The organism is Pseudoalteromonas aliena SW19 (assembly GCF_014905615.1).
In the GTDB taxonomy this organism is placed as follows: Bacteria; Pseudomonadota; Gammaproteobacteria; order Enterobacterales; family Alteromonadaceae; genus Pseudoalteromonas; species Pseudoalteromonas aliena.
The window spans coordinates 1-990 of record NZ_AQGU01000006.1 but is presented as its reverse complement, the minus strand read 5'-3'; the positions used below and the strand labels follow the sequence as shown (position 1 = coordinate 990).

The following is a 990-nucleotide window of genomic DNA, read 5'->3' as shown; positions in this document are numbered from 1 at the left end:
TAACCTGAGATCTGCTTAAGCGATAACTAATGCATTAAGCTCTACGTCAGTTAAATTAAGGTGTGGCTTATTTTCTTTAAAGCAATAAGCCACCAATCCAGCCACTAAATTCAACATAAAGCCGTTCATACTCCGATGTCTCGAATGTTCAATGAAGGATATATTCTTGAGTTGGTCATTAATTGTTTCGATTATAAAACGCTTTGAAAGCATCGCTCTATCCCATAATGACATCGCTTTTGCCTTCATATTTTTGCGAACCGTCGTAATGAGCTTTACCCCTTTATCGAGCAAATCCGCTTCTAAAGCCTTACTTAAATATCCTTTGTCACCGTATAATTTATCCGTCAGGCAGCTCGCTAATTCGCGGACTGGTTGAGTATCATGTACATTTCCTGTTGTCACTTTCGCAGCAACAATTTCACCATGATGATTAACGACTAAATGCAGCTTGAAGCCGTAAAACCATCCCATCGTTCCTTTACCTCGCTGGGCTATTCCATCAAAGGTTTTGTGTCTTGGAATACGAATATTGTGGCAGACCTTAATAGATGTAGAGTCAATGAATTCAACGCCTGTGGGTTTACCTTTAAGTGAAGTGAAATAGGCACACATTGGCACAATTACTCTCGGCATAACGGCTAGAAATCGTGTGTAACTGAGTAAGTTAGGAAATTCACTTTTGTACATAAGTGATACATAACCAAGGTAGTAGTTTTTGAAATCACGATGATGTGACATGTGAAAACTAATAACAATAGTCATAATTTCACTGGTCGTCATACGCCCTGCTCGCTGACGTTTTTGGGTGCCATCTTCGAGTAATTGTTTTTTCCATTGGGGTATAAATACTTTGCAAAAATCATCGACATCGCAAAACAATTCAACTAATTTAATCATGCCTGTTCCTTGTTTATCCAATCGTTCTTGGTCGAAAGATCGGATCTCGGAACAGGCATTTAGTTCAATTTCTTAAACGAGATTCAGGTT

At 38.7% G+C, this 990-nt stretch carries 1 protein-coding gene; it reads right to left on the bottom strand.

The genetic code is table 11. From position 1 onward, the window contains the following. Positions 1–15: 15 nt before the first annotated feature. Positions 16–900, bottom strand: a complete 885-nt coding sequence (locus tag PALI_RS00035; RefSeq protein WP_077538070.1) for an IS982 family transposase — start codon at positions 898–900, stop codon at positions 16–18. Positions 901–990: the final 90 nt, after the last annotated feature.